The organism is Pseudomonas sp. DCB_AW (assembly GCF_026240895.1).
Classification (GTDB): Bacteria; Pseudomonadota; Gammaproteobacteria; order Pseudomonadales; family Pseudomonadaceae; genus Aquipseudomonas; species Aquipseudomonas kermanshahensis.
This window is the reverse complement of sequence record NZ_JAPFCE010000033.1, coordinates 1-24459: the sequence shown is the minus strand read 5'-3', so window position 1 is coordinate 24459 and position 24459 is coordinate 1. Positions and strand designations below refer to the sequence as shown.

Below are 24459 nucleotides of genomic sequence, written 5' to 3'. Positions count from 1 at the left end.
AGAATGTGCGGTGGTCCTTGGGGCCGCTTTGCGGCCCTTCGCAGCGCAAGGCTGCTCCTACAGAATGTGCGGTGGTCCTTGGGGCCGCTTTGCGGCCCTTCGCAGCGCAAGGCTGCTCCTACAGGTACAGCGCCATTTTGTAGGAGCAGCCTTGTGCTGCGAAGGGCTGCACAGCAGCCCCAATGGCTCACACCTTAGGTGGTAGCCCAGGAATGCATGCCACCCACCTTGGCCAGGCGATTGAGCGGCAAGCGGTCATGCCAGACCAGGCGCAAGGCCTCCATGTCGACATACAGAAAACTGTTGATGCGTGGCATCGCGTACAGGTTGTACAGCTGACGAATCAGGTACAGGTCGGGCAGCAAGCGGTCGGTCACGGCGCTGAGCATCGCCGGGCCGGTGATGTGGCTGAGGCGTTTGGCGTACGCATAGAACCCTCGCGGGTCGCTGGCCAAGGTCGGCCGCGCCCGGTAGAAGTCCGGGTCGGCGAGAAAACGCGCCTGCATCTCTTCCGATATCGCCAGCAAGGTCGGGTTGCCGGCATGGCTGCCAATCATGCTGGTGTTATACAGAGTGTTCATGCCCAGTTTCTGATTGGACATGGGCGGATGCAGGAGCAACCCGTCATCGGTGGTCGCCAGCACCACATCATCGATCACCGCGTGTGCGCCTTGACCCAGTAGTTCGTCATCGACGTCCATGTACAGCCCACCTTCGGCGTGCAGCATCGGGTAGCGCAACACGTCCGACGCGGAAGAGAAGTTGGTGGCCACGCCATTATTGCCCTCGATCGCTGCCTGGTAATGGCTGAAATACTGACTTCGCTCGAAGGCTTTGAAAAACGCCTGGTCCTCCAATGGCAGTACCTGCAGCCCCGGCACCTTGCTGGCCAGTTTGCCGACGTTGTGCGCATAGGCCTGCGGGTTTGCCTTGGACAAGTACAGCCGGTACTGGTACGGGCCTTCTTGCAGGCGCCGAGCATTGCCAGCCAACGTCTCAAGCAACTTGGGGCCAAGCGTCTTGTCGCCTACCCACAGCGATGTAATCCGTTGCGGGATGGGGCGGGCCCCCGCTGGGAACGGGCTGGGAAGCTGCACGGGCAGTTGCAGGTCGATACCCAGGCCACGCAGTGATGCCATGCGCATCGGGTCGGTGACGGCCCGGCCTTCGGGGTTGGCGGGGCGCATGTTGCCGGTGAGCGGTTCGGCTTCGAAGTAGGTCGGGTCTACCTCATTGGTGCCTTCCTCGGTGATGAACAGGTCGGCCTTCATGTCATAAACCAATTCAAGCTCTTGCGGGTAATCCGGCGTCTCCTCCCAATAGCTGATCATACGATCGGTGTCGCCGGTGTACCGCGGGTAGCGCCGTATAGAGTTGGCCACTGCGGCATCGCCGTCCGGTAGTGGCGCGATGGGAGCAGGGCGGTGGAAGTAGGGCGCGACATCCACCGGGGGCAAATGCGGTGGGTCGGAAGGGCTCAGCGGGTAACCCCACTGCTCGTTCACCCGGCGCGGGGCGACGAAGCCGTCCTGCTCGAAACGCAGCAGGCCCTTGCCTTTGGCCACTGCTTCCAGTGCCAGCGGCGTTGCATTGAGCAGGCCATAGGTGATGTTGCCGATGCCGTCGAGCTTGTCGTGCAGGGTCTTGCCATTGATGGCTTGGTCCAGGCCCAGGCCCAGTTGCACGATACCGCCCAGCGCCAGCAAGGGCGCCAGGCCAGGCACCACGAAGGTCAGCGGCGCCAGCAGGTTGAGCGTGCTGTTGAGGTAGCTGCGCCATTTGCGTTTGCTGATCTCGCTGTTGCTGGTGATGATGAAATCGGCATCGTCGTAGCAGCGCTGCCGCTGACGCAAGGCCATGGCATGGAACAAATCGCCGGTGATCCGCGGGTTGTACTTGCCGGGGCGGTAGTTGACATAGGTGCGCGGGGGCCAGGTGCCGTCGTCGTTGAAAAAGCCATGTTCCGGTGGCAGGCGATGGCTGCGTGGGTATTCGCCCAAGCCTTCAAGGGCGGTGTCCAGGCCGCTGAAGTCGATACCTTGGGGGCCATCGGCCAAGCGAAAGTGTTGCTTGAGCGCCTGGCGCCGGGTGGCGTCCTTGCACTGTTGGCCGACCCAATCCTTCAACAGGGCTTCGCTGGCGAATTCCAGCAGGGGCGAGCTGTTGCCGGGTACATAGAGCAAAGTCAGGTCGCTGTGGCTGTCGTTGATGTACAGCAGGTCCGTGGATGCGTAGCCGTAAATGCTCAGGGTGCTCAGGCGCAGGCCCTTGCCGCGTGGGATGACATCGGCCGCGCGCCAGGCCAGCTGGCGCGCGGCGTCGCTGAGGCTGCCGTCGCCGATCTGCTTGTTGCAGGCAGCAAGGAAGTTGAGTTTGCAGCACAGGCGGTAGCTGGGCAGTTGGTCGTGCCAATAGGCGTCAAGTGACGCCTTGTAGCGGGTGTGGAAGTCCAGAGCCTCGATGTGACGCTGCAGGGCTTCGGCGCGCACGTTCAGCAGCGTCGAGTGGTCGTAGCGGGCAGGTTCGGTCCGCGTGAACAGGCCGTTGAACACCTCATACCAGGCCCCGTTGTCGACGTGCGGTTGTGCTGGGAGGTGCTCGACACAGGTGATTGGGCCGTCTTCGGGCAGCCTGCCGGCCCAGGGGGCTTTGAACAGGCCGCCGAAAAAGTCGTTGTTGGATTCACCTTGCCAGTTCATCAGCACGGCTTGCGTCAGGCTCACACGCTGCACTACCTGTGCCTGGTACTGGGTGGCTCCGGCCGGGTGTATGTGCAGCGTCACCACCTCGACCTGGTCGGGGTCCAGGTGCACGCCTTGTGTCGCCAGCCAGTCCTGGATGGCCTGCTTGGCGTCGCGGTCGGGTCGGGGCAGGGTGGCTAGGTGGTTGCGTACGTACTGCACGCCAGCCGCGTTGATGTGGGTGGTCGGCATGTCGGTCTCCGTGGCTCGGGAAAAACCACAGGATCGACCGACAGGGCCAGGGTGCGACGGTAGATAATGCTTGCCGGGCGGTTCAGCCCGACTTGCCGGGCAGGCGCGGCAACAGCTCGGTGACGTCACGCTCGGGTTTGGCGGAATCGTCAAAGCCTGGCGGCACCTTGCCGCGCAGTTGCCAGGCAAAGGCAATGATCTCGGCGATGGTCAGGTACAGCGCCTCGGGTATCTGATCGCCCAGCTCCAGCCGGGCCAGCAGGCGCACCAGCTCGGCGTTTTCGTAGATCGGCACCTCGTGTTGGCGGGCCAGGGCGAGGATGGCTTCGGCCAAGGCATCGTCGCCCTTGGCGCTGAGGGTGGGTGCCTGTTGGCCGTCGTAGCTCAGGGCAATGGCCTGGCGGGGTGTTTTGAGGGTCATGCGTTTTCGTCCACCCAGCGTTGTTCGACCCGCGTGCGGGGGCCTTGAGGGGGGATGCCGGGGTGGCATTCCAGGTCGCCGACGTCCAGGCCGCGGGCCAGCAGGCGCTCGCGCAGGGTGCCGAGCTGGCTGTCGATCAGCCGTGCGGTGGGTTCACGTTCTGCCCACAGCTGGCCATTCAAGCGGCCCTGGCTCAACTGGGCCTGGACTTGCAGCGGGCCAAGCGGCGCGAGGTCAAAGGCCAGCTCGATGCGCCACAGGGCCTGCAGCGGGTCTTGCGATTCCTGCTGGCGGTCGGCTTGCTGCTGCGGCGTTTCCTCGCGTTGCAGCTTGACCTGCAGCGGGATGAACTCCTGGCCATGGCGAATGGGGACTTCGGTCTGCCAGGTGGTTTGCAGGTTGCCGTTTTCAAGCGTGCCAGTTTGTTGCAGGCTGCTCATGGCGTGGCTTTGCAGGCGCGAGACAGCCGCCGCGGCCAGGCGCAGCAGTTGTTGCAGGTCACCTTCGTCTTCCATGGCCTTGAGCAGCCGTGAGGGCAGCGGAAACGCCCCAGGCTGGGGTTTCGGGCTGACTCGGTCCAGCATGCCCAGCGCCCCGCGCGCCAAGGCCGGCATTGTCAGGGCCAAGGTGCTGGGGGCTAGGGCTGGTGCGCCGGGTGTGGTGACCGAGGCCTGGGTTACCAACCTGAGCAGGTGCGCCTTGAGGTCGGTCGCGACGCTTGCTGGCAGGCCGCCCAGCAGCTTTGCCTCGAGGAAGGCGCCGCTGTTGTTCAGGGCCTGGGCGACGGCCTTGGCATCGCCGAGCTGGCGCGCGTCCGGCAGGCCGGCGAGCACGCGGTCGGCGGTCGCGCGCAAATCGCCGTCGGCGCCGGGGTCGCGGGCGAGCCGTTGCAATGCGCTGAGCAGGCCCGGTAACGAGGCCTGACGGTTTTGCTGGGTGAGCAGTTGCTGGGCGATGCTCAGCTGGTCTTGCCGGCCACTGAGTGGCACGAATTGCAGCGACTGGTCGCCTTGCACCCGCGCGCTGAGCAGGCTGCCCACTGGCAGCGGGCGTGGGCTGTCGATGGTCAGGGTGGCGCCGGCCTGGGCACTGTTGAGCAGGCTGACCAGCGAACGGTAACCGGCGGCCTGGCCCTGCGCTTGAAGGATGGGCTGGTTGGTCAGGACCTTGCCTTGCAGCAGGGTGCCGACCGGTACCTTGGCCGTGTCCAGGCGGGTGAGGGTGGCGATGTTGCTGGTGCTGGCCTGTTGCAACAGGATGGCCAGGCGATTGCCTTCGGTTTGACTGACCGTGACCTGGCTGCCCGGGGGCAGGGGCTGGCTGGCGCTGGCTTGCAGCTGGGTCTGGGCGCCGTTGGCCTGCATCAGCCGCAGCACGAGCTGGAATTCCCGGCCCAGCTGGCGCATCGACAACACCTCGGCCTGCGCCGTTTCGCCCGGGGCCAGCAAGCCGGGTTGCGCTTGCGTGAGGCGCAGCGGTTCGCCGGTCATGCCCGCCTTGATGGCCTGGGCGCTGATTGCGGTTTGTGCGCCGAGACTATTGATTTCAGTCATGATTGTATACAACCTGTCGAACCCGCCCTCTTGGCAGCGAGGCCGTGCATGTAATAATGCCGCCCGTCCGCCACTGCCACTGTAACGGCAGGGAGGGGGGCGACTTGAGACACTGGGTTCAAGATCGGCGACTGGTCTTGAACCCTACACAGATAAGGCGAAACCGTGACCCTTCACCTCCAAGCCGCGGGCCTGGCCTGCGAGCGCGACTGGCGCCTGCTGTTCGAGCACCTGGATTTCGAGCTGCGGCCCGGCGACATGCTGCAGATCAGTGGCCCCAACGGCAGCGGCAAGACAAGCCTGTTGCGCCTGCTGGCCGGGTTGATGCAGCCGACTGCCGGGCACATTCTGCTCGGTGGCCAGCCGTTGGCCGAACAGCGCCATGCCCTGGCCAGCATCCTGCTGTGGATTGGCCATGCTGCGGGGATCAAGGACCTGCTCACCGCCGAGGAGAACCTCACCTGGCTCTGTGCTTTGCACCAGCCGGCCAGCGCCGAGGCAATCTGGGCGGCGCTGGCGGCGGTCGGCCTGCGCGGTTTCGAAGACGTGCCTTGCCATACCTTGTCCGCCGGCCAGCAGCGCCGTGTGGCCCTGGCCCGCTTGTACCTCGAAAGCCCCCCCTTGTGGATTCTCGACGAGCCGTTCACCGCCCTCGACAAACAAGGCGTGGCGCAGCTCGAAGCGCACCTGGCGGCGCATTGCGAGCAGGGCGGCACGGTGGTGCTGACCACCCACCACAGCCTCGAACGCAAACCGTCGGGCTACCGTGAACTGAACTTGGGGCAATGGGCGGCATGAGCGTATTCATCCTGTTGTTGCGCCGCGAAGCGCGCCTGTTGTTCCGCCGCCCGGCCGAGCTGGCCAACCCGCTGGTGTTCTTCGCCATCGTCGTGGCCCTTTTCCCGCTGGCGGTCGGCCCTGAGAGCCAATTGTTGCAAACCTTGTCGCCGGGCCTGGTGTGGGTGGCGGCCTTGCTGGCCGTGCTGCTGTCGCTGGACGGCCTGTTCCGCAGCGATTTCGAGGATGGCTCGCTGGAGCAGTGGGTGCTGTCGCCGCATCCGCTGGCGCTCCTGGTATTGGCCAAGGTTCTGGCGCACTGGATCTTTTCCGGCCTGGCGCTGGTATTGTTGGCGCCACTGCTGGCTCTGATGCTAGGGCTGCCGAGCCATTGCCTGCCGGTGCTGCTCGCCTCGTTGCTGCTGGGGACGCCCGTGCTGAGCCTGTTGGGCGCGGTGGGGGCGGCGCTGACAGTCGGTCTTAAACGCGGTGGTCTGCTGCTGGCATTGCTGATTCTGCCGTTGTATATCCCTGTATTGATCCTGGGCAGTGGTGCGTTGCAGGCGGCGTTGCAAAATATGCCAGCCACCGGCCATCTGCTCTGGCTTGCCAGCCTCACGGCCCTGGCGGTGACACTGGCACCCTTTGCGATAGCGGCCGGCCTGAAGATCAGCGTCGGCGAATAACGAGTCCTGGGCTCTCAAGCCTGGCTAATACCCTGGATGTACCCTGATGAAAATGAGTTGGACGTGGTTCCACAAGCTCGGTTCCCCCAAATGGTTCTATGCCATCAGCGGCCGTATGTTGCCGTGGCTGGCCATTGCCTCCCTTGCGCTGCTGCTGGTGGGCATCACCTGGGGCCTGGCGTTCGCGCCCCAGGACTACCAGCAGGGCAACAGTTTCCGCATCATCTACATCCATGTGCCGGCGGCGATGCTGGCGCAGTCCTGCTACGTGCTGCTGGCGGTGGCCGGGGTGGTGGGGCTGGTGTGGAAGATGAAACTGGCCGACGTCGCCCTGCAGTGCGCAGCGCCGATCGGCGCCTGGATGACCGCCGTGGCGCTGGTCACCGGTGCCATCTGGGGCAAGCCGACCTGGGGCAGTTGGTGGGTGTGGGATGCCCGCCTTACGTCGATGTTGATTCTGCTGTTCCTGTACTTCGGCATCATTGCGCTGGGCCAGGCAATCAGTAATCGTGACAGCGCGGCCAAGGCCTGTGCGGTGTTGGCGATTGTCGGTGTGATCAACATCCCGATCATCAAGTACTCGGTGGAGTGGTGGAATACCCTGCACCAGGGCGCCACGTTCACCCTGACTGAAAAACCGGCGATGCCTGCCGAAATGTGGTTGCCGCTGCTGTGCACGGCGCTGGGTTTCTACTGCTTCTTCGGCGTGGTGCTGTTGATGCGCATGCGCCTTGAAGTGCTCAAGCGCGAGGCACGCGCCAGTTGGGTCAAGGAGGAAGTATTGAACAGCCTGGGGCGGAGGGCCGCACGATGAGTTTTGCCTCGTTCGGCGATTTTCTCGCCATGGGCCACCATGGCCTGTACGTGTGGACGGCCTATGGCATCTGCCTGGCGGTGCTGGCGCTGAATGTCGCCGCGCCGCTGCTGGCCCGCCGTCGCTACCTGCAAGAAGAGGCGCGCCGTTTGCGCCGGGAGAACAACCAGTGAATCCGCAGCGCAAGAAACGCCTGTTGCTCATCGTCGGCCTGTTGGTCGGTGTCGGGATTGCCGTCGGCTTTGCCCTGAGCGCCTTGCAGCAGAACATCAACCTGTTCTACACCCCCACCCAGATCGCCAACGGCGAGGCGCCGCAGGATACCCGTATCCGTGCCGGTGGCATGGTCGAAAAAGGCTCGGTGCAGCGTTCGGCCGACTCGCTCGACGTGCGCTTCGTGGTCACCGACTTCAACAAGTCGGTGCCGATCACCTACCGCGGCATCCTCCCCGACCTGTTCCGCGAAGGGCAGGGCATCGTTGCCCTGGGCAAGCTCAATGCCGAGGGTGTGGTGGTGGCCGATGAAGTGCTGGCCAAGCATGACGAAAAATACATGCCGCCCGAGGTCACCAAGGCCCTGAAAGAAAGCGGCCAAGCCGCCGCCGGCGCGGAGGCCAAGCCATGAACGCGGCACTGGTGATACCCGAACTCGGCCAGTTGGCGATGATCCTGGCCATCTGCTTCGCCGCCGTGCAGGCCAGTGTGCCGCTGTTAGGCGCCTGGCGCGGCGACAGCCTGTGGATGAGCCTGGCACGCCCGGCGGCCTGGGGGCAGTTCGCCTTCCTGACCTTTGCTTTTGCCTGTCTCACCCATGCCTTCATGACCGACAACTTCTCGGTCGCCTACGTCGCCAGCAACTCCAACAGCGCCTTGCCGTGGTACTTCAAGTTCAGTGCCGTGTGGGGCGCGCACGAGGGGTCGTTGCTGCTGTGGGCGTTGATCCTGGGCGGCTGGACCTTCGCCGTGTCGGTGTTCTCGCGCCAGCTGCCGCAAGTGATGTTGGCCCGTGTGCTGGCGGTAATGGGCATGATCAGCGTGGGCTTCCTGAGCTTTTTGATCATCACCTCCAACCCGTTCCAGCGCCTGCTGCCGCAAGTGCCGACCGATGGCCGTGACCTCAACCCGTTGCTGCAGGACATCGGCCTGATCGTCCACCCGCCGATGCTGTACATGGGCTACGTGGGCTTCTCGGTGGCCTTTGCCTTCGCCATCGCCGCCTTGCTTGGCGGGCGCCTTGATGCCGCCTGGGCACGCTGGTCGCGGCCGTGGACCATCGTCGCCTGGGCCTTCCTCGGCGTGGGCATCACCCTGGGCTCGTGGTGGGCTTACTACGAGCTGGGTTGGGGCGGCTGGTGGTTCTGGGACCCGGTGGAAAACGCCTCGTTCATGCCTTGGCTGGTGGGCACAGCCTTGATCCACTCGCTGGCGGTGACCGAGAAGCGTGGCGTGTTCAAGAGCTGGACCGTGCTGTTGGCGATCGCAGCCTTCTCGTTGAGCCTGTTGGGCACCTTCCTGGTCCGTTCCGGGGTGCTGACCTCGGTGCATGCCTTTGCCGCTGACCCGTCACGCGGCGTGTTCATCCTGATCTTCCTGCTGTTCGTGGTGGGTGGCTCGCTGACCCTGTTCGCCCTGCGTGCGCCGGTGGTCAAGAGCCAGGTCGGCTTTGCCCTGTGGTCGCGCGAGACGCTGCTGTTGGCCAATAACCTGGTGCTGGTGGTGGCGGCTTCGATGATCCTTTTGGGCACCCTGTACCCCTTGGTGCTCGATGCCCTCACCGGGGCCAAGCTGTCGGTCGGCCCGCCTTACTTCGATGCGTTGTTCCTGCCGCTGATGGCACTGCTGATGGTGGTGCTTGGGGTGGGCGTGGTGGTGCGCTGGAAGGACACGCCCGGCAAATGGCTGGCAAGCATGATGACCCCGGTACTGATCGGCAGCGCAGTGCTCGCCCCGGTCGCGGGCTTCATCGTCGACGACTTCGACTGGCCCACACTGACGGCCTTTGCCCTGGCGGCCTGGGTCGTACTCAGTGGGTTGCGTGATGTGCTCGACAAGACCCGCCACAAGGGCCTGGCCAAAGGCATGCGCGGCCTTACCCGCAGCTACTGGGGCATGCAGCTGGCACACCTGGGCCTGGCGGTGTGCGCGCTGGGCGTAGTGTTGTCGAGCAACAACAGTGCCGAGCGCGACCTGCGCATGGCGCCGGGCGAAAGCGTCGAGCTTGGCGGCTATCACTTCCTGTTCCAGGGTGCCAAGCACTTCGAGGGGCCGAACTTCATTTCCGACAAGGGCACCGTGGTGGTGTCTCGCGACGGTCGCGAAGTGACCACGCTGCACCCCGAGAAGCGGCTGTACACCGTGCAGCAGTCGATGATGACCGAAGCCGGCATCGACGCCGGCTTCACCCGCGACCTGTACGTGGCCCTGGGCGAGCCGTTGGAAAACGGCGCCTGGGCGGTGCGTGTGCATATCAAGCCTTATGTCCGCTGGATCTGGCTGGGCGGTCTGCTGACCGGCCTGGGCGGGTTGCTGGCGGCCCTCGACCGGCGTTACCGCGTCAAGGTCAAGACCCGGGTGCGTGATGTCCTGGGCGTGTCTGGAGCAGCTGCATGAAGCGTTGGATCATGGTGGTGCCACTGGCGGTGTTTCTGCTGGTGGCGGTTTTCCTCTACAAAGGCTTGTTCCTCAAGCCCGACGAACTGCCTTCGGCGATGATCGGCAAGCCCTTCCCGGCGTTTTCCCTGGCCTCGGTGCAGGGCGACCGCAACCTGACCCAGGCCGACCTGTTGGGCCGCCCGGCGCTGGTCAACGTGTGGGGGACCTGGTGCCCGTCGTGCAAGGTCGAGCACCCGTACCTGAACCAGCTGGCCGAGCAGGGTGTGGTGATCCACGGGGTCAACTACAAGGATGACAATGGCGCGGCGCTGAAGTGGCTGGCCGAGTTCCATAACCCTTACCAACTGGATATCCGCGACGAGCAGGGCACGCTGGGCCTGGACCTGGGCGTGTACGGTGCACCGGAAACCTTCCTGATCGACGCCAAGGGCATCATCCGCTACAAGCACGTGGGCATTGTCGATGCCAGCGTCTGGCGTGAACAGCTGGCGCCGCTGTACCAGGGCCTGGTCGATGAGGCCAAGCCATGACGCGCGGGCTGGCAGCAGCCGTACTGGGGTTGGCCCTGGGCCTGGGCGTGGCAGGCGTGGCCAGGGCGGCCATCGATACCTACCAGTTCCGCGATGACGCCGAGCGTGAGCGGTATCAGCAACTGACCAAGGAGCTGCGCTGCCCGAAGTGCCAGAACCAGGACATCGCCGATTCCAACGCACCGATTGCCGCCGACCTGCGCCGCGAAATCTTCCGCATGCTGGGCGAAGGCAAGAACAACGAGCAGATTGTCGACTTCATGGTCGACCGCTATGGCGACTTCGTGCGCTACAAGCCCGCGCTCAGCGGGCGCACCTGGTTGCTGTGGTTCGGCCCGGGGATCCTGCTGGCCGGTGGCTTCGTGGTGCTGCTGGTGATCGTTCGCCGCCGCCGCGGTGCAGCGGCCCAAGGTGCGCATGAGTTGTCCGTCGACGAACGCGAGCGTCTCGCCAAACTGCTGGAAAAAGAACAGACCCATGATTGAATTCTGGCTTAGCGCGGGCCTGCTGCTGCTCGCTGCCCTCAGCTTTCTGCTGATCCCGATCCTGCGTGGCCGTCGCCGTCAGCAAGAGGAAGACCGCACCGCCCTGAACGTCGCCCTGTACCAGGAGCGCGTGGCCGAATTGGCTGCGCAGCAAGCCGCCGGTGTGCTCGATGACGTGCAATTGGCCAAGGGCCGTGACGAAGCGGCCCGTGAACTGCTGGCTGACACCGAAGGTGGCGAGGCCGCGCGCCAAGGCCATCTGGGCAAAGCGCTGCCGCTGTTGGCGGCGGTGCTGGTGCCGCTGATGGCGTTGGGGCTGTACCTGCACTTTGGTGCGGCGGACAAAGTCGAACTGACCCAGGAATTTGCCCAGGCGCCCAAGACCATGGAAGAGATGACCACGCGCCTTGAGCGTGTGGTGAAGGCCCAGCCGGATTCCGCCGAAGCCCTGTATTTCCTTGGGCGTGCCTACATGGCCGAACAGCGCCCGGGCGATGCGGCACGCACCTTCGAACGTGCCGTGGCCCTGGCGGGCCGTCAGCCCGAGTTGCTGGGGCAATGGGCCCAAGCGCAGTACTTTGCCGCCGATAAACAGTGGAATCCGCAACTGCAGGCGTTGACCGATGAAGCCCTCAAGGCTGACCCGAACGAAGTGACCAGCCTGGGCCTGCGCGGCATTGCTGCGTTCGAGGGTGAGCGTTACCAGGAAGCCATCGACTATTGGAAGCGCCTGCTGGCACAACTGCCTGAAGGCGATGCCTCGCGCGCCGCCTTGCAAGGCGGTATCGACCGGGCTGCCGAGCGCCTGGGCGGTGAGCCTGGCCAAACCGTCACACCCGTGGCTGCCCGGCTGAAGGTGCGTGTGGAGCTGGCAGCGGCGCTCAAAGACAAGGTCAAGCCCGACGACACGGTGTTCATTTTCGCCCGTGCCAGTAATGGCCCGCCCATGCCCGTGGCAGCGAAGCGGGTGACCGTGGCGCAGTTGCCGATCGAGGTGGAGTTGTCCGATGCCGACGCGATGATGCCGCAGATGAAACTGTCGGACTTTACTGAAGTCCAACTCGTTGCCCGTGTGTCGCGTGCCGGCCAGCCCACTCATGGCGAGTGGATCGGCCAGGGTTCGCCACTGGCCACTGCCACCCAGGCCACGCAACACCTGACCATCGACAGCCCAGACCCGTAAGAGAGCATTGCCATGCACAGCACCGTCCGCCTGACCCTGATCACCCTGGCCCTGGGTTTGTCCGCGTGTACGGTGCATGAACCTTACGAGCAGCCCGCACCACCGATCGAGCGGCTACCACCGCACCAGGGGCCGGTGGTCAAGCCGTTGCCGGGCGGGCAGCCTTCGACCCAACCGAGCAAGCCCGCAGCGACGCCCAAGCCGATGCCCCGCACGTCCGCCAGCTTTGCACCGCCGCCGGGTGGTTCCAGCCATTGGGACCCTAAGCTGGGCGTGTACGTGCTAGAGAAAAAACCCAACACCTTCTACCGCCAGCGCACCTACTACCGCTACGACGGGGGCTGGAGCTGGTCACTGAGCCCCGATGGCCCATGGCAGGACACCGACAGCAGCGGTGTGCCCGGTGGCCTTGGGCGGGCGTTCGCCCAGTAAGTTGCCCGGTACAGTACAGTTTTCTGCTGATTTATCGATTGACTGTACCGCCCGCTGATTACGCATAATGCCCCTTCGATCAGACGCGGAGGTGGCATGAGCAAGACAGTCCTGGTGTTGGTGGAAACCGTCGACGATTACCTGCCCCTGCTGGAGCAGGCGGGTTATCGGCTGATTCGCGCACCGTCGCCGCAACTGCGTACCGAAGCCATCCAGCGCCACGCCTGCGAAATTGATGCCGTGCTCACCCGGGGCCCATTGGGCCTGACTGCCGCGGAAATCGAGGCGCTGCCCCACTTGCAGATCATCTGCGTGATCGGTGCCGGCTACGAGCAGGTCGACCTGGCCGCCGCCGCCGCGCGCGGTATTACGGTGACCAACGGTGCCGGGGCCAATGCCGCCGCGGTCGCCGACCATACCCTGGCAATGGTACTGGCGCTGCTGCGCGACATTCCCCGTGCCGATGCCAGTACCCGCCGTGGCGAGTGGAACCGTGTGATCAGCCCGTCGGTGAGCGGCAAGCGCCTGGGCATTCTCGGCCTGGGCGCGGTGGGGCTGGCGATCGCCAAGCGTGCCAACCTCGGCTTCGACATGAGCATCAGCTACCACAGCCGCACGCCGCGCCCGGATGTGCCGTACACCTGGTACGACAGCCCGCTGCACCTGGCCGATGCCGTCGACATTCTGGTCGTGGCCATGCCAGGCGGCGCCGCTACCCATCACTTGGTCGATGCACCGGTGCTCAAAGCCCTCGGCGCCGAGGGCTACTTGGTCAACATCGCCCGTGCCAGCGTGGTGGACACCCAGGCCCTGGTGGCAGCGCTGGCGGGCTGCCAGCTTGCCGGTGCCGCCCTGGACGTGTTCGACGACGAGCCGGCAGTGCCCGATGCCCTCAAGGCGCTCGGCAATACGGTGCTGACGCCCCATGTGGCGGGCCAGTCGCCGGAGGCCGCGCGCGACACAGTGACGTTGGTGGTGCGCAATCTGCAGGCGTTCTTTGCCGGTGAACCGGTGCTGACCCCGGTACGAAACTGACTCTTTTCACCCATGAGCCTGGCAGCGTCCGGGCCAACAAGGAGTGTGTGCATGCAACTCGAGATCTTCCAGGTCGATGCGTTTTCCGCTGAGCCTTTCGGTGGCAACCCGGCGGCAGTCATCCCGCTGGACAGCTGGCTGCCGGACGATGTGCTGCAACGCATCGCCGAAGAGAACAACCTGTCCGAAACCGCCTATTTCGTGCGTAACGGTGAGGCATACGACCTGCGTTGGTTCACCCCGACGGTCGAGGTCGACCTGTGCGGCCATGCCACCTTGGCCTCGGCTTATGTGTTGTTCGAGCAGTTGGGTGTGCAGGCGCCCGTGTTGCGGTTCAATACCCGCAGCGGCGAGTTGCGCGTCAGCCGTGGCGCCGACGGGCTGTTGGCGATGGATTTCCCGGCCAAGCAGCCGGAAGCGGTGCAGGCCCCAGCGGGCCTGTTGGAGGCGCTGGGCCTGAGCAGTGCGCGTGCGGTGTACCGCAGCGATGACTTGGTGGTGGTGATCGATGACGCGTCGTTGCTGGACCCGTTGAAACCCGATTTTGTCGCCCTGTCGGCCTTTGATGTGCGCGGGGTCGCCGTGACTGCGGCGGGGCGTGGGTTTGATGTTGTCACCCGCTGGTTCGGCCCGCGGGTGGGCGTGAACGAGGACCCGGTAACGGGCTCGGCGCACACCTCGCTGGCGCCGTTGTGGGCCGAGCGGCTGGGCAAGAATGTGCTGAGTTGCGAGCAGGGTGGGGTGCGCAAGGGGCAGCTGCTGTGCGAGGTGCCGGGCAATGGGCGGGTGATCATTAGCGGGCGGGCGGCGTTGTATCTGCGGGGGCAGGTGTTTATCTGAGGGATGTTTTTGGTGCCTGAGGTGCATGCCTTGGGGTTTGCAGCGCCTGGGAGATCGAGCGCCGCCCGCGCGGCGCTTCGCAGCACAAGGCTGCTCCCACATCTGTTTCGGGCCAGTCACGCCTGTGGGGGCGGCGCGCGACCGCCTTGTTGGTCCGACGCGATATCATGGTGTGCGCCAAGGGGCCGCGCGCCAATGCCCCAGGACTAATTGGCCCGAAACAAATGAGCAGCCTTGTGCTGCGAAGCGCCGCGCGGGCGGCGCTCGATCTCCCAGGCGCTGCAAACCCCAAGACATGCCCCCGCAACCCCACCCGCATCCCCCAAATCATTGCCTCCCCCCCGCACAACCAGTAGCCTGCGCCCAATTCAAACGAGGATCGCAGACGTGAGACGCGGTGTGATGTACGCCGGCATGGCCGGTGCGTTGTGGGGCATGGTGTTGATGGTCCCTGAGCTGCTGCCTGAGTTCAACCCGATGCTGCTGAGCAGCGTGCGCTATGTCATGGTCGGGGTCATCTCGCTGCTGCTGGCACTGCCCATGGCCCGCCAGCTGCGTCAGCTGACCCTGCACGACGCGTGGATGCTGTTACGCCTGGCCGTCATCGGCAACCTGGTCTATTTCGTTTTCCTGGTGGCCGCCATCCAGCGTCTGGGCGTGGCGCCGGCTTCGCTGATTGTCGGCGTTCTGCCGCTGACCATCACCCTGTACGGTCGCAACGACAGTGGCGCGGTACCGCTGGCGCGGCTGATCGGCCCATTGGCGCTGATTCTGGGGGGCATGCTGTGCATCAACCTGCAGACGTTCGCCTTCGCCCCCGGCGACATCGGTGACAAGCTCCTGGGCCTGTTCTACGCTTTGGCCGCTCTGGCCTGCTGGACCTGGTACGCGGTACAGAACAGCCGTTACCTCAAACAATGCGGGCATTTCGACAGCCATCAGTGGTCGGTGCTGTGCGGGGTGATGACCGGGCTGGCCAGCCTGGTGATGGTTGCAGCCCTGGCCCTGTGGCAGCCGCAACAGTTGCAGGTGGACGCGCCGATGGCGCGCTGGTGGTTGTTCTGGGCGGCCAGCCTGGGCTGCGCGGTGCTGGGTTCGTGGTTGGCCATGGCGCTGTGGAACGCTGCCTCCAAGCGTCTGCCACTCACCCTGAGCGGCCAACTGATCGTCTTCGAGACCTTGTTCGCCCTCCTTTATGCTTTCCTTTGGCGGCAGACCGGGCCGAGCGTGCTAGAGGCGGCAGCGATCGTTCTGGTGATTGGCGGCGTGCTGTGGTCCATGCGCCAGCACGGAACGCCGCGAGAACTTGCCAAACCGGTGCATACCTGAGAAAAGGGCGGCTTTGATTTTTTCAGCGTTGGAGCATGCCCATGAGCAGCGAACTGCAGATCATCGACCTCGTCGAAGGCGACGGTAAAGCCGCCGTCAAAGGCGCCCTGATCACCACCCAGTACACCGGCTGGCTGGCCGACGGCAGCACGTTCGATTCATCCTGGTCGCGCGGCAAACCCTTCCAGTGCGTGATCGGCACGGGGCGCGTGATTAAAGGGTGGGACCAAGGCTTGATGGGCATGCGCGTCGGCGGCAAACGCAAACTGCAGGTGCCGGCGCACCTGGGTTACGGCGAGCGCAGTGTGGGGGCGATACCGCCAAATTCGAATTTGACGTTTGAGATTGAGCTGCTGGAAGTGCTGACGCGGGATGATTGAATAATCCAGTCCTACGCCAGATAGGAAAAGGATTACACGCCTTGTCGGCCCCCGTCTGATTGAGCAGTCATTCAAGGATGGTTACTCTTCAACATGACTTGAGTGAAGAGGGCATGGCTATGAAATCGCATTTTTCCTCGCGAGTGGTGCGAGAGGCAAATGCCTTGTTGGTGGCGTCCGGCGCCCGAATGGAGATTTCGCTACCGCGCGAATTGGCAGGCGTCCTCACCTGTACCCAAAAATCTCGCTCGGAATTGAAAGCAGCATTCAACGCGGCGTATTCACGGTTGCGCAAGGAGTAACAGCCAGATGGCCGATGGCTGTTACAACCACATCTACTCGGTCCTTGTAGAGAATGAGCAAGATACGCTGGGTATCATTGCCTATTCGTTGTACAAGAGGCAGAAGATCGAATTCATCCAGGCCTTCAAGGTCAAGCATGACAGGGAACCCAAAGACGAAGACCTGGCGCCTTTCCACGATGTCAGCAATAGCCCCACCCAGCTTGAAAGCTATCGCAACCAGGCCAGCCAGCTTGCTCAGGGGTTTCTTGATGCTTCGATAGCCGCGCAGGCTGTAGAGCTCGAGCAGTATTATTCCGACAAAGCCAGCAGCGAAATCAGAAATACCAAACCAGGGTTTTGGCTGGGGGTGGCGCAGAGTCTCGTGGGGTCGGTCCTCTTCGTTTTTTTGCTCGGTTTTCTTGTTTTCTTTACCTGGAGCCTGAATCAAGGCCCTAGGCAGGTAATCGAGCAGGTGTTTGGTGTAACCATTATCGTTCCAACCTCTGCGATCAACGCAGGCAATCTACCTTAGCCGCTGCTTGCGCGCGTATTGGCCTGATCAGGACATAATTCAGCAACACACATCCTCTAACGTTGGCCTTGCCTAGGGAACGGCAATCACGCTCAGGGAGGAACCAAACGGGTTGACGGCACTCTGACCCTCACTCGTTGCCAGGGATGGCACTCACTACAAGGACGCCCTGCGGCTGCGACGCAGGGCAACGTGGCGGGTCAACCCGATTTTCTCTGCCACAAGAGCCTGCCTTGATGAAGTTGCCAACCTTTCTCCGCCGTCGTCGCCACTTGCTGTTGAGCCTCGCGCTCACGGCCGTGGCCATACCGCTGGCGTTGGATGCTGTCGAAAGCCGTGCGCAGCCGGTCGATGGCACCCAGACCCTGGTCTTCCTGCGCCACGCCGAGAAACCGGGCGAGGGGCTCGGGCAACTGAACTGCCAAGGCCTCAACCGGGCATTGGACCTGGCCACGTTGCTGCCAGAGCGTTTTGGCAATGCCGACTACGTGTTTGCTGCCAACCCGTCGCGGCATGTCGAGGAAGGCAGCAAGGACGAGAGCTACAGCTATATCCGCCCGCTGATGACCATCACCCCCAGCGCCATCCGCCTGGGCCTGCCGGTGAACATCGACTACGGTGCCAACGACACCGACGCGCTGGCCGAAGAGTTGCTGAGCGACAAATACCGCAACGCGACGGTCTACACCGCCTGGTCCCACGGCTACCTGCCAGAACTCATCAATACCGTGGCCGGCAAGGCCCTGGGTGAGGAGCGGGTGATCACCGAGGACTGGAACGGCGACGATTTCGACACCCTGTATGTGCTCACGCTGACCTGGCACGACGGCAAGGCCAGCCTGCTCAGCCGCAATGTGCGGCAGGGCCTCAATGACGGTGCCCATAGCTGTCCGAGCTGATGCGCTGCTACTGTTTGGGCAAGGAAGCCGAAACAGGGGCCATGCATGAAGCACGAGGTGACGGTCATTGGAGGGGGTGTCATTGGCTTGGCGACGGCCTATGCGCTGGTGCGCGAAGGGTTGTCGGTAGCACTGATCGAGGCGCGGGACAGCCTGGCGTCTGCCACCAGTTTCGCCAATGGCGGGCAGTTGTCGTACCGCTATGTGGCGCCATTGGCCGATGCCGGTGTGCCGTGGCAGGCACTGGGCTGGATGCTGCAGGGGGATTCGCCGCTGCGTTTGCGGTTGCGATTTGACCCGGCGCAGTGGCGTTGGTTACTGGCGTTCATGATGGCCTGTCGCAGCCGTGTCAATGCTCGCAATGGCGCACAACTGCTGGCGTTGGCGCTGGAAAGCCAAGCCGCCCTGGCGCGCTGGCGCGAGGAGGATGGGCTGACGGATTTTGCCTGGCGGCGTAACGGCAAGCTGGTCGCCTTTCGCAGTGAGCGGGCGTTCGCCCAAGGGCGCAGGCGCCTGCTCGATCCAATCAGCCAACGCGTGCTCGATGCCACCGAGCTCAAGGCCCTGGAGCCGGCCTTGGCCGGGGCGCCGTTCGTGGGGGGCGTGCTCACACCTGATGAGGAAGTCGCCGACTGTCACCGCTTCTGTGTACGCCTGGCCGAGCGCTTGCGTGCATCCGGGCAGTGCCAGTTTTTGCTCGGTAAGCCAGTGACTCAACTGGTCACACATCACGATCGGGTGGTTGCGTTGCAATTGGGCAGCGAGCAGGTGGATGTGCAGCGCCTGGTGCTGTGTGCGGGTCATCGCAGTGCGGGGTTGGCGCTACCGGGGTTGAAGTTGCCGCTCTATCCGCTGAAGGGCTACAGCCTGACTGCGCCGATTGCCCTGGAACATCGAGCACCTGAGGTCAGTGTTACCGACTATGAACGCAAGATCGTCTATGCGCGCCTGGACCGCCAACTGCGGGTGGCGGCGATGGTGGATATCGTCGGTTACGATGAATCGGTGGATGCGCGCCGACTCGACAGCATGCGCCGGCTGGCGCTGGATACGCTGCCCAATGCCGCCGACTACGGGCAGGCGGTGGAATGGGCGGGGATGCGGCCAGCGACGCCTACCGGGGTGCCGATCATTGGGGCGACGGCGTATCGGAACCTTTGGCTGAACGTGGGGCATGGGGCACTGGGTTTTACGTTGGCCTGTGGCAGTGGGGAGCGGTTGGCCAGGATATTGCGCTGAATGTGCCGGCCTCTTCGCGGGTGAACCCGCTCCCACAGGGACCGCGCAGTGCCCGAAAGCAGCGCTGAGCCTGTGCGGCTTTAGCCGCGAAGAGGTCGGTAAGAACGAAGTAGCGTTAACGCCCGAAGCGCATCGGCCAGCCCACCACTTTCTTCACCCTCGGCGTGGCATAGGTCCGCACTTTGGACGTACTCAACCCCATCCGCACCAGCGACTCGGCAATGGTCACCGCCGCACTTACACCGTCCACCACCGGCACGCCGGTACGTTGACGGATCTGCTCATCCAGCCCCGCCATGCCACCACAACCCAGGCAGATCACCTCGGCCTTGTCGTCGCGCACTGCGCGCTCGGCCTGCTCGACGATAGCTTCCACGGCACGCTGCGGGTCGGCTTCCAGCTCGAGCACGGCCAGGCCACTGGCGCGCACCGACGCGCAGCGGTCGTACAGGCCGGAAAGCCGCAAGCGGTCTTCGATCAAGGGCACGGTGCGGTCCAGGGTGGTCACCACCGAGTAGGCATGGCCCAGGTACATGGCCGTGCTGGCGGCGGCATCAGTGATGTCCACCACGGGGACGTTCAACAGCTCTTGCAGGCCTTCGCGGCCGTGCTCGCCGTAGCCGGCCTGAATCACTGCATCGTAGGGGCCATCATAGGCCAGCACCCGGTCCATCACCGCGATGGCCGCCAGGTAGCTTTCAAAGTTGCCTTCCACCGACTCGGCGCCAAACCACGGGGTCAGGCCGATGATTTCGGTACCTGGCGCGGCAACGGCGCGCGCCTGCTCGGCGATGGCCTCGGTGATGGCTTCGGTGGTGTTGACGTTGGCAATCAGAATACGCATGGACAGTTCTCCCTGATCAGTGGCTGCTGTGGTCAACGGCGATGCACTCACCGCTGACATCCAGGTAGTGGCGGTTGCGTGGCGCGATCAGCAGGTAAAGGGCCGCGGCGATGCCGGCACCGATCAGCCAGGAGAACGGCGCCACGCTATGGAAGTTGGGTACCAGGGCGAGCACGATGGCCAGCAGTGCGGCCGGCACGAAGGCGGCCACGGCGCGCAGGTTGATGCCCTTGGTGTAGTGATAGGCGCCGGCCGGGTCTTCACTGTACAGCTGCGGCACGTTGATGCAGCCTTTGCGCAGCAACCAGTAGTCGGCCATGATCACCCCGTACAGCGGGCCGAGCAGGGCGCCCAGGCCCGACAGGAAGTACACGATCACCAGCGGGCTGTTGTACAGGTTCCAGGGCAGGATCAACACGGCGAGGGTGGCGCTGATCAGCCCCGCGCGACGGAAGTTCAGGTGGCGTGGCGCCAGGTTGCTGAGCACGAAGGCTGGGGCGACGAAGTTGGCCATGATATTCACGGCCACCGTGACGATCAGGAAGGCCAGGCAACCCAGGACCAGGAAGAGGGTGTTGGGGATGCTGGCGACGATCTGCGTCGGGCTGTCGATGATCTGGCCGTTGATCTGGAACTGCGCGCCGCACAGCACCACGGTGATCATCGCGAACACCAGGATATTCACCGGCAAGCCCCAGAAGTTACCGACGCGGATGGTCTTGCGGCAGGGCGAAGAGCGGGCGAAGTCGCAGAAGTTGAGCACCAGGGTGCCGTAGATCGCCAACCACAGGGCACCGCCCGCGAAGATGTTGCGCCACATCTCGTAACCGGTCAGCGGCGCCGCCACCGACCAGGCGATACGCGCGTCGGCCTTGAAGTACATGAACACCGCCAGGCTGGCGACGGTGAGCAGGATCACCGGGCCGGCGAAGGCCTCGTAGCGGCGCACCATCTCCATGCCGTAGGCGAGGATCACCAACTGCACCAACCAGATCGCCACGAAGCAGACCCAGCCCAGGCTCGACAGGCCAAGGATGCTGTCCTGGTCGTGGACGGCCAGTTGCGGCCACACGGCAGTCAGCAGCACGCGCAGCACCACCGAGGCCAGGTAGGTTTGGATGCCGAACCAGGCAATGGCAATGACCGCGCGGATCAACGCCGGTATTTGCGCACCATGGATACCGAAGGCAATGCGGCTGATGACCGGAAACGGTACACCGGTCTTTTGCCCCATGTAACCCGACAGGTTCATGAAGAAGTACACCAGCGCCGCACCAATGGCCAGCGACACCAGTATCTGCCAGCCGCCCAGCCCGAGGGCGAACAGCCCCATGGCGAACGAGTAGTTGGCGATGTTGTGCACATCGTTGGTCCATAACGCAAAGATGCTGTAACCGCCCCAGCGCCGACCTTCGGCCCGTGTCGGGGCGAGGTCGCGGTTGTGCAGGCGTGGGCTCAGTTCAAGTGCTGGCGCAGGGCCGGCAAGTGTGGAGATGGGGTTGCTGCTGGCGACGGAAAGTTCAGGGGCAAGGTCGAGGCTTGTACGCATTCCGGCAGGCTCCTGATGCACGTGGACTGCGATGAGCGGGCAATGCGCACGGGCTCGCCATCTCGTCGGTGCAGCGTTGGCATCACTGGGTTCTGGGCGCGGCGGCCGACGGGTAGGGCGGCGTCGCGGGTTCTTGTGTATTTATGTTTTGCCTAACTTGTATACAAAACACGAACACACAAAAGCGAGTTCCATGCCAGCCGAAAAGCGACGTTCAAGTTGCCATTGTTTTGATTTCGTCTTGTTTAACGCTAACTAAATGAAATTAAGGAAATAAAAATTGACCAACTAAACAGCTTTTATTTTTTTATCGTTTTGTTAGTTGATCAGTTGGTCAAAATTAGTGGCGTGAAGGGTGTAACGTATTGGGGCGCGGTTGAGAAAAGTGCACACAAAAATGGCACCTATGGTGACATTTGTGTGTACAAAAAATAGTCAGCTTTTGCCTGTGCCGACCACCTCGAGGCAGGTTCAGCCCATCGGCGGCAGGCGTCGCTTCACCGGGCTCTTCTTGATGATCGCGGTGTTGGTTTCGGCCAGCACATTGATCCGGTCGAGCAGGGTGTCGAGCTGTTCCATCGAGCGCACATGCAAACGCGCAATGAAGCAGTCCTCGCCGGTCACCTTGTCGCATTCGGTGAACTCAGGGATCGCGATGATCTGCCGCTCCACTTCCTGCAACTGCCCCGGCAGCGGGCGGATACGCACGATCGCCTGCAACTGGTAACCAAAACTGCGTGGGTCGACATCCACGGTGTAACCGCGCAAGACACCGCGCTCTTCCAGGCGGCGCAAGCGCTCGCTGACGCTGGGGGCAGACAAGCCACTGATCTGCGCCAGGGCCTTGAGTGAGCGCCGCGAGTCTTCCATCAACGCGTTGATCAGCAGTTGGTCGATAGCATCGGTCATGCGTAACCTCATCAGGCTATTCGGGTGATTTGCCTTGATAGTAAAGGCAAGCTGGCGGATGCGCCTTTGATATCCGCTGGAAGGTCCCACGTCACCCTTTGCATACTGTTGCCATTATCAACGGAGGTGTGAGATGGACAGTTCATTGCGCCGTGGCTCGCTGGAAATGGTCGCTGCCATGCTGATTTCCGGGACCATCGGCTGGTTCGTGCTGGTGTCGGGCCAGCCAGTACTCGACGTGGTGTTCTGGCGGTGCGTGTTCGGTACCGGCACGTTGCTGGTGATCTGCGCGGCCTTGGGCTTTCTCAAGCCGGGTGTGATCGGCCGCACGGCGTTTGTGCTGGCGATTGCCAGCGGTGTGGCCATCGTCGGCAATTGGGTGTTGCTGTTCGCCTCTTATTCACGCGCTTCGATCGCCATCGGCACCGCCGTTTACAACGTCCAACCGTTCATGCTGGTGGGCCTGGCGGCTGTGTTTCTGGGCGAGAAGATCACCTTGCCCAAGGTCACCTGGTTGAGCGTTGCCTTCCTGGGCATGCTGGCTATCGTCAGCGCCCACGGCGTGGGGCAGGGCAGTGGCGAGGATTACCTGCTGGGCATTGGCCTGGCGCTGGGCGCGGCGTTTTTGTATGCAATCGCTGCGTTGATCATCAAGCGCCTTAAAGGTACGCCACCGCACCTGATTGCATTGATCCAGGTTGCCACCGGCGTGCTGCTGCTGGCGCCGTGGGTCAAGCTGAGTGGGTTGCCGGGTGAGACTTCGGCGCTGGCCAGCCTGGTGACCCTCGGCATCGTTCATACCGGGGTGATGTATGTGTTGCTGTACAGCGCTATCCAGCGCTTGCCTACCGCACTGACTGGCGCGCTGTCGTTCGTTTACCCGATTGCGGCAATTCTTGTCGACTGGGTGGCCTTTGGGCACCGGCTGGCACCGTTGCAATGGCTGGGCGTGGCACTGATTCTGCTGGCAGCGGCGGGGATGCAGCAGGGATGGTGGTTTAGTTCTGCGCGGGTTGCAGCCAAACATTGAGGTGACCTTGCGGGCCTCTTCGCGGGTAAACCCGCTCCCACCAGTACTGCACCGCTTCGAAGGACAGCACGATACCTGTGGGAGCGGGTTTACCCGCGAAGAGGCCCGCAAGGGTAGAATGCCGCTTTTTCCAGCTTGCGACCCGCCATGACCTCGCCGATCCAGACCCTTGAGCAACACCTGCTCGCCGCCCTCGACCCCGCCCCACAGGAAACCCGTCGCCTGTTCCACGGCCGTGGCCGCTGCTGGCCGGGCCTTGAGCAGGTGACGGTGGACTGGCTGCAAGGTGTGCTGTCGGTGGCGCTGTTCCGTGAGCCGCCTGAAGGCCAACTGGCGGAGCTGGAGGCCATGCTGAGTGACCTCGCCCAGCGCCCGCAATGGCATGGCCAGGCCATCCTCATCCAGCATCGCTACCTGCCGGACAGCCCCGGCCAATGGCTGTGGGGCGAGCCGTGCCAGCAGCGGGAGGTCGTCGAGGACGGCCTGACCTACCTGCTGGACCTGGGCGTACGGCAGAACAATGGCCTGTTCCTGGACATGCGCTATGGCCGACGCTGGGTACGCGAACAGGCAGCAGGCAAGCGGGTGCTCAACCTGTTTGCCTATACCTGCGGTTTCTCGGTAGCGGCCATTGCGGGTGGGGCGGAGCAGGTAGTGAACCTGGACATGGCCAAGTCGGCGTTGTCCCGCGGGCGAGACAACCACCGGCTCAATGGCCACGATGCGTCACGGGTGGCGTACCTGGGGCATGAGCTGTTCAAGTCCTGGGGCAAGGTGCGTAAGTACGGGCCCTATGACTTGATCATCATCGACCCGCCCACCTTCCAGAAGGGCAGCTTTGTGCTGACCCAGGATTACGCGAAGATTCTGCGGCGGTTGCCGGAGCTGCTGAGTGAGGGCGGGACCGTGCTGGCCTGTGTGAACGACCCGGCGATCGGGCCAGCGTTTTTGATCGAAGGCATGGCCGAGCAGGCGCCGGCGTTGGCTTTTGTCGAGCGGCTGGAGAACCCGCCGGAGTTTCCTGATGCGGATCCGGCTGGGGGCCTTAAAGCCTTGGTATTCCGGCAGGGTTGAGGCTTGCTTTGCTGGCCCCTTCGCGGGCAAGCCCGCTCCCACAGGATCAGCTCAACATTCGAGCGCAGTAGAGCGCTGTGGGAGCGGG

General features: G+C 63.6%; 25 protein-coding genes. 19 read left to right on the top strand and 6 right to left on the bottom strand.

Annotated features, from left to right (window positions below; all coding sequences use genetic code 11):
* Window positions 1–194: 194 nt before the first annotated feature.
* The 3 genes from OO306_RS17785 to OO306_RS17775 all read right to left on the bottom strand — a co-directional run bounded on the left by OO306_RS17785 (window position 195) and on the right by OO306_RS17775 (window position 4907).
* Window positions 195–2933, bottom strand: coding sequence for a DUF6543 domain-containing protein (locus tag OO306_RS17785; protein ID WP_265969490.1), 2739 nt, complete (start codon window positions 2931–2933; stop codon window positions 195–197).
* 82 nt (window positions 2934–3015) lie between these two features.
* Window positions 3016–3354 carry an EscU/YscU/HrcU family type III secretion system export apparatus switch protein gene (locus OO306_RS17780; RefSeq protein WP_265969489.1) on the bottom strand — a complete coding sequence of 113 codons (339 nt, stop codon included), beginning with the start codon at window positions 3352–3354 and terminating at the stop codon, window positions 3016–3018.
* On the bottom strand, window positions 3351–4907 hold the full coding sequence (locus OO306_RS17775; protein WP_265969488.1) for a flagellar hook-length control protein FliK: 1557 nt from the start codon (window positions 4905–4907) through the stop codon (window positions 3351–3353). The genes OO306_RS17780 and OO306_RS17775 overlap by 4 nt, the downstream gene beginning before the upstream one ends.
* A 165-nt stretch (window positions 4908–5072) precedes the next feature.
* Between OO306_RS17775 and ccmA the strand changes: the two genes are divergently transcribed.
* The 17 genes from ccmA to OO306_RS17690 all read left to right on the top strand — a co-directional run bounded on the left by ccmA (window position 5073) and on the right by OO306_RS17690 (window position 18965).
* Complete coding sequence (gene ccmA / locus OO306_RS17770; RefSeq protein WP_265969487.1) at window positions 5073–5705, top strand: cytochrome c biogenesis heme-transporting ATPase CcmA; 633 nt, start codon at window positions 5073–5075, stop codon at window positions 5703–5705.
* Window positions 5702–6370, top strand: coding sequence for a heme exporter protein CcmB (ccmB, locus tag OO306_RS17765; protein WP_027592998.1), 669 nt, complete (start codon window positions 5702–5704; stop codon window positions 6368–6370). The genes ccmA and ccmB overlap by 4 nt, the downstream gene beginning before the upstream one ends.
* Window positions 6371–6416: 46 nt before the next feature.
* Window positions 6417–7184, top strand: coding sequence for a heme ABC transporter permease (locus tag OO306_RS17760; protein ID WP_027592997.1), 768 nt, complete (start codon window positions 6417–6419; stop codon window positions 7182–7184).
* A complete protein-coding gene (ccmD, locus tag OO306_RS17755; RefSeq protein WP_099428656.1) occupies window positions 7181–7357 on the top strand; it encodes a heme exporter protein CcmD in 177 nt (58 codons plus the stop codon). Before OO306_RS17760 ends, ccmD begins: the two co-directional genes overlap by 4 nt.
* The gene (ccmE, locus tag OO306_RS17750; RefSeq protein WP_099428657.1) at window positions 7354–7809 is read left to right on the top strand and encodes a cytochrome c maturation protein CcmE; all 456 of its coding nucleotides are present in this window, start codon (window positions 7354–7356) and stop codon (window positions 7807–7809) included. The genes ccmD and ccmE overlap by 4 nt, the downstream gene beginning before the upstream one ends.
* A gap of 11 nt (window positions 7810–7820) precedes the next feature.
* Window positions 7821–9794 (top strand): heme lyase CcmF/NrfE family subunit, encoded by a 1974-nt coding sequence (locus OO306_RS17745; protein WP_172960407.1) that lies wholly within the window; start codon window positions 7821–7823, stop codon window positions 9792–9794.
* Entirely contained in the window at window positions 9791–10327 is a 537-nt protein-coding gene (locus OO306_RS17740; RefSeq protein WP_027592993.1) for a DsbE family thiol:disulfide interchange protein, read from the top strand. The genes OO306_RS17745 and OO306_RS17740 overlap by 4 nt, the downstream gene beginning before the upstream one ends.
* Window positions 10324–10812 (top strand): cytochrome c-type biogenesis protein, encoded by a 489-nt coding sequence (locus OO306_RS17735; RefSeq protein ID WP_265969486.1) that lies wholly within the window; start codon window positions 10324–10326, stop codon window positions 10810–10812. The genes OO306_RS17740 and OO306_RS17735 overlap by 4 nt, the downstream gene beginning before the upstream one ends.
* Window positions 10805–11995 (top strand): c-type cytochrome biogenesis protein CcmI, encoded by a 1191-nt coding sequence (gene ccmI, locus OO306_RS17730; RefSeq protein WP_085272511.1) that lies wholly within the window; start codon window positions 10805–10807, stop codon window positions 11993–11995. The genes OO306_RS17735 and ccmI overlap by 8 nt, the downstream gene beginning before the upstream one ends.
* A gap of 12 nt (window positions 11996–12007) precedes the next feature.
* On the top strand, window positions 12008–12427 hold the full coding sequence (locus tag OO306_RS17725; protein WP_027592990.1) for a hypothetical protein: 420 nt from the start codon (window positions 12008–12010) through the stop codon (window positions 12425–12427).
* Window positions 12428–12523: 96 nt separating this feature from the next.
* Window positions 12524–13462 carry a 2-hydroxyacid dehydrogenase gene (locus tag OO306_RS17720; protein ID WP_265969485.1) on the top strand — a complete coding sequence of 313 codons (939 nt, stop codon included), beginning with the start codon at window positions 12524–12526 and terminating at the stop codon, window positions 13460–13462.
* Window positions 13463–13513: 51 nt separating this feature from the next.
* Window positions 13514–14302 (top strand): PhzF family phenazine biosynthesis protein, encoded by a 789-nt coding sequence (locus OO306_RS17715; protein WP_265969484.1) that lies wholly within the window; start codon window positions 13514–13516, stop codon window positions 14300–14302.
* Between the two features lie 387 nt (window positions 14303–14689).
* The gene (locus OO306_RS17710) at window positions 14690–15631 is read left to right on the top strand and encodes a DMT family transporter (protein ID WP_265969483.1); all 942 of its coding nucleotides are present in this window, start codon (window positions 14690–14692) and stop codon (window positions 15629–15631) included.
* A 41-nt stretch (window positions 15632–15672) separates the two neighbouring features.
* Entirely contained in the window at window positions 15673–16011 is a 339-nt protein-coding gene (locus OO306_RS17705) for an FKBP-type peptidyl-prolyl cis-trans isomerase (protein WP_265969482.1), read from the top strand.
* 309 nt (window positions 16012–16320) lie between these two features.
* A complete protein-coding gene (locus OO306_RS17700; RefSeq protein ID WP_099428663.1) occupies window positions 16321–16827 on the top strand; it encodes a hypothetical protein in 507 nt (168 codons plus the stop codon).
* 236 nt (window positions 16828–17063) lie between these two features.
* Complete coding sequence (locus OO306_RS17695; RefSeq protein WP_027592985.1) at window positions 17064–17726, top strand: hypothetical protein; 663 nt, start codon at window positions 17064–17066, stop codon at window positions 17724–17726.
* Between the two features lie 45 nt (window positions 17727–17771).
* Window positions 17772–18965 (top strand): D-amino acid dehydrogenase, encoded by a 1194-nt coding sequence (locus tag OO306_RS17690; protein ID WP_265969481.1) that lies wholly within the window; start codon window positions 17772–17774, stop codon window positions 18963–18965.
* A gap of 115 nt (window positions 18966–19080) precedes the next feature.
* Here OO306_RS17690 and OO306_RS17685 read toward each other — a convergent pair whose 3' ends face one another.
* From OO306_RS17685 to OO306_RS17675, 3 genes are all read right to left on the bottom strand, one after another.
* Entirely contained in the window at window positions 19081–19809 is a 729-nt protein-coding gene (locus OO306_RS17685) for an aspartate/glutamate racemase family protein (RefSeq protein WP_027592983.1), read from the bottom strand.
* Window positions 19810–19825: 16 nt separating this feature from the next.
* Window positions 19826–21358 (bottom strand): NCS1 family nucleobase:cation symporter-1, encoded by a 1533-nt coding sequence (locus OO306_RS17680; protein ID WP_265969480.1) that lies wholly within the window; start codon window positions 21356–21358, stop codon window positions 19826–19828.
* A 471-nt stretch (window positions 21359–21829) separates the two neighbouring features.
* Window positions 21830–22267: an Lrp/AsnC family transcriptional regulator gene (locus tag OO306_RS17675; RefSeq protein WP_027592981.1), complete on the bottom strand. Its 438-nt coding sequence runs from the start codon at window positions 22265–22267 to the stop codon at window positions 21830–21832.
* 133 nt (window positions 22268–22400) lie between these two features.
* On the opposite strand from OO306_RS17675, the gene OO306_RS17670 reads away from it, so the two are divergent.
* Together OO306_RS17670 and OO306_RS17665 are read left to right on the top strand one after the other, a co-directional pair.
* Complete coding sequence (locus tag OO306_RS17670; RefSeq protein WP_265969479.1) at window positions 22401–23297, top strand: DMT family transporter; 897 nt, start codon at window positions 22401–22403, stop codon at window positions 23295–23297.
* Window positions 23298–23444: 147 nt separating this feature from the next.
* Window positions 23445–24371 carry a class I SAM-dependent methyltransferase gene (locus OO306_RS17665; RefSeq protein WP_265969478.1) on the top strand — a complete coding sequence of 309 codons (927 nt, stop codon included), beginning with the start codon at window positions 23445–23447 and terminating at the stop codon, window positions 24369–24371.
* The last annotated feature ends 88 nt before the right edge of the window (window positions 24372–24459 follow it).

Bases quoted from the DNA above. Each gene is read 5' to 3' on its own strand.
- OO306_RS17785 (WP_265969490.1), bottom strand. From the start codon at position 2,933: ATGCCGACCACCCACATCAACGCGGCTGGCGTGCAGTACGTACGCAAC.
- OO306_RS17780 (WP_265969489.1), bottom strand. From the start codon at position 3,354: ATGACCCTCAAAACACCCCGCCAGGCCATTGCCCTGAGCTACGACGGC.
- OO306_RS17775 (WP_265969488.1), bottom strand. From the start codon at position 4,907: ATGACTGAAATCAATAGTCTCGGCGCACAAACCGCAATCAGCGCCCAG.
- ccmB (WP_027592998.1), top strand. From the start codon at position 5,702: ATGAGCGTATTCATCCTGTTGTTGCGCCGCGAAGCGCGCCTGTTGTTC.
- OO306_RS17760 (WP_027592997.1), top strand. From the start codon at position 6,417: ATGAAAATGAGTTGGACGTGGTTCCACAAGCTCGGTTCCCCCAAATGG.
- ccmD (WP_099428656.1), top strand. From the start codon at position 7,181: ATGAGTTTTGCCTCGTTCGGCGATTTTCTCGCCATGGGCCACCATGGC.
- OO306_RS17740 (WP_027592993.1), top strand. From the start codon at position 9,791: ATGAAGCGTTGGATCATGGTGGTGCCACTGGCGGTGTTTCTGCTGGTG.
- OO306_RS17735 (WP_265969486.1), top strand. From the start codon at position 10,324: ATGACGCGCGGGCTGGCAGCAGCCGTACTGGGGTTGGCCCTGGGCCTG.
- ccmI (WP_085272511.1), top strand. From the start codon at position 10,805: ATGATTGAATTCTGGCTTAGCGCGGGCCTGCTGCTGCTCGCTGCCCTC.
- OO306_RS17725 (WP_027592990.1), top strand. From the start codon at position 12,008: ATGCACAGCACCGTCCGCCTGACCCTGATCACCCTGGCCCTGGGTTTG.
- OO306_RS17720 (WP_265969485.1), top strand. From the start codon at position 12,524: ATGAGCAAGACAGTCCTGGTGTTGGTGGAAACCGTCGACGATTACCTG.
- OO306_RS17715 (WP_265969484.1), top strand. From the start codon at position 13,514: ATGCAACTCGAGATCTTCCAGGTCGATGCGTTTTCCGCTGAGCCTTTC.
- OO306_RS17705 (WP_265969482.1), top strand. From the start codon at position 15,673: ATGAGCAGCGAACTGCAGATCATCGACCTCGTCGAAGGCGACGGTAAA.
- OO306_RS17700 (WP_099428663.1), top strand. From the start codon at position 16,321: ATGGCCGATGGCTGTTACAACCACATCTACTCGGTCCTTGTAGAGAAT.
- OO306_RS17695 (WP_027592985.1), top strand. From the start codon at position 17,064: ATGAAGTTGCCAACCTTTCTCCGCCGTCGTCGCCACTTGCTGTTGAGC.
- OO306_RS17690 (WP_265969481.1), top strand. From the start codon at position 17,772: ATGAAGCACGAGGTGACGGTCATTGGAGGGGGTGTCATTGGCTTGGCG.
- OO306_RS17685 (WP_027592983.1), bottom strand. From the start codon at position 19,809: ATGCGTATTCTGATTGCCAACGTCAACACCACCGAAGCCATCACCGAG.
- OO306_RS17680 (WP_265969480.1), bottom strand. From the start codon at position 21,358: ATGCGTACAAGCCTCGACCTTGCCCCTGAACTTTCCGTCGCCAGCAGC.
- OO306_RS17675 (WP_027592981.1), bottom strand. From the start codon at position 22,267: ATGACCGATGCTATCGACCAACTGCTGATCAACGCGTTGATGGAAGAC.
- OO306_RS17670 (WP_265969479.1), top strand. From the start codon at position 22,401: ATGGACAGTTCATTGCGCCGTGGCTCGCTGGAAATGGTCGCTGCCATG.
- OO306_RS17665 (WP_265969478.1), top strand. From the start codon at position 23,445: ATGACCTCGCCGATCCAGACCCTTGAGCAACACCTGCTCGCCGCCCTC.